The sequence below is a fragment of the Streptomyces fuscigenes genome, from assembly GCF_021556455.1.
Lineage (GTDB): Bacteria > Actinomycetota > Actinomycetes > Streptomycetales > Streptomycetaceae > Streptomyces > Streptomyces fuscigenes.
Genome location: NZ_JAKGCV010000391.1, coordinates 1 through 5,209, shown reverse-complemented (window position 1 = coordinate 5,209; position 5,209 = coordinate 1). Strand labels below are relative to the sequence as shown.

Annotated in this window: 5 protein-coding genes; 1 reads left to right on the top strand and 4 read right to left on the bottom strand. The window is 73.3% G+C overall.

Translation table 11 applies throughout. The features are described from left to right. Positions 1–270: 270 nt before the first annotated feature. The 4 genes from mshC to L1885_RS23110 form a co-directional block, all read right to left on the bottom strand. Positions 271–1,500 carry a cysteine--1-D-myo-inosityl 2-amino-2-deoxy-alpha-D-glucopyranoside ligase gene (gene mshC, locus L1885_RS23125; RefSeq protein ID WP_235799105.1) on the bottom strand — a complete coding sequence of 410 codons (1,230 nt, stop codon included), beginning with the start codon at positions 1,498–1,500 and terminating at the stop codon, positions 271–273. 58 nt (positions 1,501–1,558) lie between these two features. Then, positions 1,559–2,542, bottom strand: coding sequence for an SCO1664 family protein (locus L1885_RS23120; RefSeq protein WP_372482005.1), 984 nt, complete (start codon positions 2,540–2,542; stop codon positions 1,559–1,561). 101 nt (positions 2,543–2,643) lie between these two features. Then, positions 2,644–3,234, bottom strand: coding sequence for a DUF3090 domain-containing protein (locus L1885_RS23115; protein ID WP_235799103.1), 591 nt, complete (start codon positions 3,232–3,234; stop codon positions 2,644–2,646). A gap of 113 nt (positions 3,235–3,347) precedes the next feature. Continuing rightward, positions 3,348–4,034, bottom strand: a complete 687-nt coding sequence (locus L1885_RS23110; RefSeq protein WP_235799102.1) for a histidine phosphatase family protein — start codon at positions 4,032–4,034, stop codon at positions 3,348–3,350. A gap of 72 nt (positions 4,035–4,106) precedes the next feature. On the opposite strand from L1885_RS23110, the gene corA reads away from it, so the two are divergent. Next, positions 4,107–5,123 (top strand): magnesium/cobalt transporter CorA, encoded by a 1,017-nt coding sequence (corA, locus tag L1885_RS23105; RefSeq protein WP_235799101.1) that lies wholly within the window; start codon positions 4,107–4,109, stop codon positions 5,121–5,123. Positions 5,124–5,209 lie beyond the last annotated feature (86 nt).

Genomic DNA, 5,209 nt, shown 5'->3' with positions numbered 1-5,209 from the left:
CGGCGCGGGCGGCGGCGACGGCGACCGCGACGGCAAGGACGGCGGCGGCGCGACCGGCGACGGCAAGGACGGCCGTTCCGGGGGCTGAGCCCCAGGCGCCCGGCCGCGCGACGGCCTGGCCCCGGTCCCCGGCCCGGGGGCTTGGTCCCGGTCCCCGGCCCGGGACACGCGAGAGGGGCTTCGCCGCCCGCCACCGTGGAGTGGTGGGCGACGAAGCCCCTCTTCGCGTTCAGGCCGGGGCCGCCATGCGGCTGCCGGGCCGCCTTACGGCTACAGAGCCACGCCCAGCAGCGCGTCGACCGTGCGCGTGACGAGGCCCGGGGCACCCGCGTCGGAGCCGCCCTCGGACTCCTGCAGCGCGACCCAGCGGTCCACGGCCGCGAGCGCGGCGGGCGCGTCCAGATCGTCCGCGAGGGCGGCGCGGATCTCCTCGACGAGCGCGTCCGCGGGGGCGCCCTCCGGACGCGAGACGGCAGCGCGCCAGCGCGCCAGCCGGGCCGTCGCGTCCGCGAGCACCTGGTCGGTCCACATCCAGTCGGAGCGGTAGTGGTGGGCGTGCAGCGCGAGTCTGATCGCGCCGGGGTCGACGCCCTGCTCGCGCAGCGTCGAGACGAAGACCAGGTTCCCCTTGGACTTCGACATCTTCTCGCCGTCCAGGCCGACCATGCCGGCGTGCACGTACGACGCCGCGAAGGGGTACTCGCCCGTCAGCACCTGGGCGTGCGAGGCGCCCATCTCGTGGTGCGGGAAGGCCAGGTCGCTGCCGCCGCCCTGCACGTCGAAGCCCATGCCCAGGTGGTCCAGCGCGATCGCCACGCACTCGATGTGCCAGCCGGGGCGCCCGCGGCCGAGGGTGCCGCCGTCCCAGCTGGGCTCGCCCGGGCGCGCCGCCATCCACAGCATCGGGTCGAGCGGGTTCTTCTTGCCCGGGCGGTCCGGGTCTCCGCCGCGCTCCGCGGACAGCAGCCTCATGGCGGCCGCGTCGAGACGGGAGACCTCGCCGAAGTGCGGGTCGGCGGCGACGGAGAAGTACGTGTCGCCGTCGAGTTCGTACGCGGCGCCGCTCTCCCGCAGCCGCTCCACCAGCGGGACGATGCCCGGTATGGCCTCGACCGCGCCGATGTAGTGCTTCGGCGGCAGCATGCGCAGCGCCGTCATGTCCTCGCGGAAGAGGGTGGTCTCGCGCTCGGCGAGCGCCGTCCAGTCCTCGCCGTCGCGCTCGGCGCGCTCCAGCAGCGGGTCGTCCACGTCCGTCACGTTCTGCACGTAGTGGACCTGCCGGCCGCTGTCCAGCCACACCCGCTGCACGAGGTCGAACGCGTTGTACGTCGCCGCGTGCCCCATGTGGGTGGCGTCGTACGGCGTGATGCCGCAGACGTATATGCGGGCGACGGGCCCCGGCGCGAGGGTGACCCTGTCGTCCGTCGAGGTGTCGTGGATCCGGATGTCGCGGCCCTTGCCGGGCAGGGCGGGGACTTCGGAAGCTGGCCAGGCATGCATGCCTTGAGCGTAACCGGACGTGGTGTCCGGATACGACCCGAGGGGCGGTCAAAGATCGTCAGACGGGAGGCCAGGGGATCGCGGGCCACTGGCCGGACGGCTCGGGATGGCGTCCCGTGTGGCGCAGTTCACGCACGCGCGCACGCAGCGCCTCGGTCTCGGCGGGGGTGATCAGTGCCGCCAGCCGGGTGGCCAGCGGAGCCCCGTCGGCGAGGTCGCGGGCGAGCCGGTCGAGCACGGCGAGTGCCTCCTCGGGCAGCGGTTCGCCCGCCCATCCCCACAGCAGCGTGCGGAGCTTGTCGTCCGCGTTGAACGTGACGCCGTGGTCGATGGCGTAGAGGCGCCCCTGCGCCGAGGTCAGGAGGTGGCCGCCCTTGCGGTCGCCGTTGTTGATCACGGCGTCGAGCACGGCGAGGCGGCGCAGGCGCTCGTCGTCGGCGTGCACGAGCAGCGCGGTGACGCCCTCGCCGACCTCGGCCAGGCCGATGGCCTTCCAGCCGTCGACGGTCTCCTCCCCCGCCACCAGTGCGAGCTGCGGGGTCAGGAGGGTGAGCAGGCCGTCGGCGGCCGCGCCGTCGCCCGCGTCCGCAGCGTCGCCGGCATCCGCGCCGCCGGCCCGTTCTCCGGGGGCGCCGGAACCGCCCGGGGCGTCCGGAACGCCGGCCTCCCGCGGATCATCGGCCGCGCGGGGCCCGGAGGTGCCGTCCGATTCGCCGGGGGCTTCCGGATCACCCTCTTCTTCGGGGTCTTCGGGGTCTACGGGGTCTACGGGCTCCTCCTCGAACTCCTCGAGGGGCTGCCCGTCGATCCAGAGCTGGATCATGCCCTCGCCGTACGGCCCGTCCCGCAGGAAGGTGGGCGGCACCAGGCCCCAGCCGGTCGCCTCGGAGACCTCGTAGGCGGCCACCTCGCGCTGCGCGAGCGTCCCGTCGGGGAAGTCCCACAGCGGGCGCTCCCCGGCCACGGGCTTGTAGACGCACGCCGCCTCGTGGCCCCGGTACGAGACGGTGCAGTAGAGCACGCCGTTCGACGCCTCGCGTATCCGCCCGCGTACGGTCAGTTCGCCCTTGCGGAGCACGTCCGCGACCGGCACCTGCGCACCGGTCCCCCTGTCCGCGGTCTCGTCCACCGCGCTCTCCCCGCTCACGCGCCCCGCCGGTAGCCGTTCTGGCGCGGGCACACGTGCCCCTCCGGGTCGAGCGGCAGGCTGCACAGCGGGCACGGCGGGCGGCCCGCGTTCACCACGTGCAGGGCGCGCTTGGCGAAGGCCCTGGCCTGGGAGCCGCTCAGCCGCACGCGCAGCATGGGCGGGCCGTTCTCCTCGTCCTGGAGCAGCCGCTCCTCGGCCTCGGCGAGGTCCTCGTCGGTCTCCGCGTCCAGCTCCACCAGGGCCTGGGCCTCGATGATCATCCGCTGCTCGTCGCCGTCCCAGGCCAGCGCCATCGTGCCGACCCGGAACTCCTCCTCGATCGGCACGTCGAGCGGCGCGGAGTCGGAGACGTCCGAGGGGGCGACCGCGGGCACCGGGGCGTTGCCGCCGCTGCGCCGTACGACCTCGTCCAGCAGCTCGTCGATCCGCTCGGCGAGGGCCGCGACCTGGGTCTTCTCCAGGGCGACGCTGGTCACACGCCCCGCGGCGGACGCCTGGAGGAAGAACGTACGGCGTCCAGGCAGCCCGACCGTGCCGGCCACGAAGCGGTCCGGCGGATCGTAGAGGAACACCTGACGGGACACGTTCCCTCTCCCTCAAGAAGTGGCTGATTCGGCAGTGGTGCGGCGCCGGGGGCGGGCCGTATGCGGCCTCCCGTGACGCGTGCACGGCGCGTCCACCCTACTGCGCCCGGCGATCACGGCGCGCCCGCGCCGCCCCCCACCGCCCCGGGCCCCTCGCTCCCCGCCTCGCGGGGCACGAGCGAACCGAGATCCTCGGTGTCCCCGAGCCTGAGCAGGTACGGACGCAGCCGGGTGTAGCCGATGGCCGTCACCGAGCAGGGGTCGACGTTCAGCCGCTGGAAGAGGTCGAGGTGCATGCCGAGGGCGTCGGCGACGATCGCCTTGATGATGTCGCCGTGCGAGCACACGAGGAAGACGGCGTTCTCGCCGTGCTCCTTCTCCACGCGCTCGTTCCACTCCCGCACGCAGGCCACGGCGCGCGCCTGCATGGCCGCCATCGACTCGCCGCTGGGGAAGGCGGCCGCCGCGGGATGCTGCTGCACCACCTGCATCAGCGGTTCCTCGTTCAGCTCGGAGAGCTTGCGGCCGGTCCACTCCCCGTAGTCGCACTCGCCGATCCGCTCGTCCGTGACGAGTTCGGTGCCGGGGCGGGCGTCCAGCAGCGGCTGGAGGGTCTCGCGGCAGCGCTGCAGGGGGCTGGAGACGACGGCCGCGAAGGGGATGCCGTCGAGGCGCGCCGGCAGTGCCGCCGCCTGCGCGGCGCCCCGCTCGTCGAGCGTCACTCCCGGTGTCCAGCCCGCCAGCAGGCCGGAGGTGTTGGCGGTGGAACGTCCATGACGTACGAGGATCAGCGTGGCCATGACGGCAAGCGTAACCATGGTGACGGGGACCACGGTGGCCCGCGTCGTATGGGTGCGCGCGGACCGGGAAGAATGCCCCGCGTGATCGTGGACTGTGCCATCTACCGAAACGGCCGCCGCACGGAGGGGCCCGAGGACTTCTCGGACGCCCTCGACGAGGCGCGCGCGTCGGGGGACGCCTTCTTGTGGATCGGGCTGCACGAGCCCTCCGAGAAGGAGTTCTCCCTCGTGACGAGCGAGTTCGGGCTGCACCCGCTCGCCGTCGAGGACGCGCTGACCGCGCACCAGCGGCCGAAGCTGGAGGTGTACGACGACTCGTTGTTCGTGGTGCTCAAACCGGCGTCGTACGAAGCGGAGACGGACACCGTCACCACGGACGAGTTGATGGTGTTCATAGGCGATTCGTTCGTGGTGACCGTCCGGCACGGCGAGGGCGCGGCGCTGTCCGCGGTGCGCAACCGGCTGGAGAGCGAGCCCGAGATCCTGCGGCGCGGGCCGACGGCCGTGCTGTACGCGGTCAGCGACGCGGTGGTCGACCACTACATCGAGGTGGCCGACGAACTGCAGATGGACCTGGAGGAGGTGGAGGCCGAGGTCTTCACCCCGACGTCGGACAGCCGCGCGAGCGAGCGGGCGTCCAACGCCCAGACGACGGCCGCGCGCATCTACAACTTCAAGCGCCAGGTGCTGGAGTTCCGGCGGGCGACGGGACCGCTCGCGACGCCGATGCAGAAGCTCGCGGGGGCGGGCGTGCCCTTCGTGGACGCGAAGTCGCAGCCGTTCTTCCGCGACGTGAACGACCACCTGACCCACGCCAACGAGATGGTGGAGGGCCTCGACCGGCTGCTGACGGACATCCTCTCCGCGCACCTCGCGCAGATGGGCGTCCGGCAGAACGACGACATGCGCAAGATCTCCGCCTGGGCCGCCATGGCGGCGGTCCCGACCATGGTGGCGGGCATCTACGGCATGAATTTCGAGCACATGCCGGAGCTGCACTGGATCTGGTCGTACCCGACGGTGATCGCGCTGATGCTGGCGATCGTGGTGGGGCTGCACCGGCAGTTCAAGCGGCGCGGCTGGCTCTGAAGGCCGCCGCGCGCGGCCTCCCGGCCAGGTGCCCGCGGCCCCCGTCCCGCGCTGCCGCCGCGCGGGACGCGTGCCCGTGCCCGGCG

Excerpts from the sequence above, each read along its gene's own strand:
- mshC (WP_235799105.1), bottom strand. The coding sequence starts at position 1,500 with ATGCATGCCTGGCCAGCTTCCGAAGTCCCCGCCCTGCCCGGCAAGGGC.
- L1885_RS23110 (WP_235799102.1), bottom strand. The coding sequence starts at position 4,034 with ATGGCCACGCTGATCCTCGTACGTCATGGACGTTCCACCGCCAACACC.
- corA (WP_235799101.1), top strand. The coding sequence starts at position 4,107 with ATGCCCCGCGTGATCGTGGACTGTGCCATCTACCGAAACGGCCGCCGC.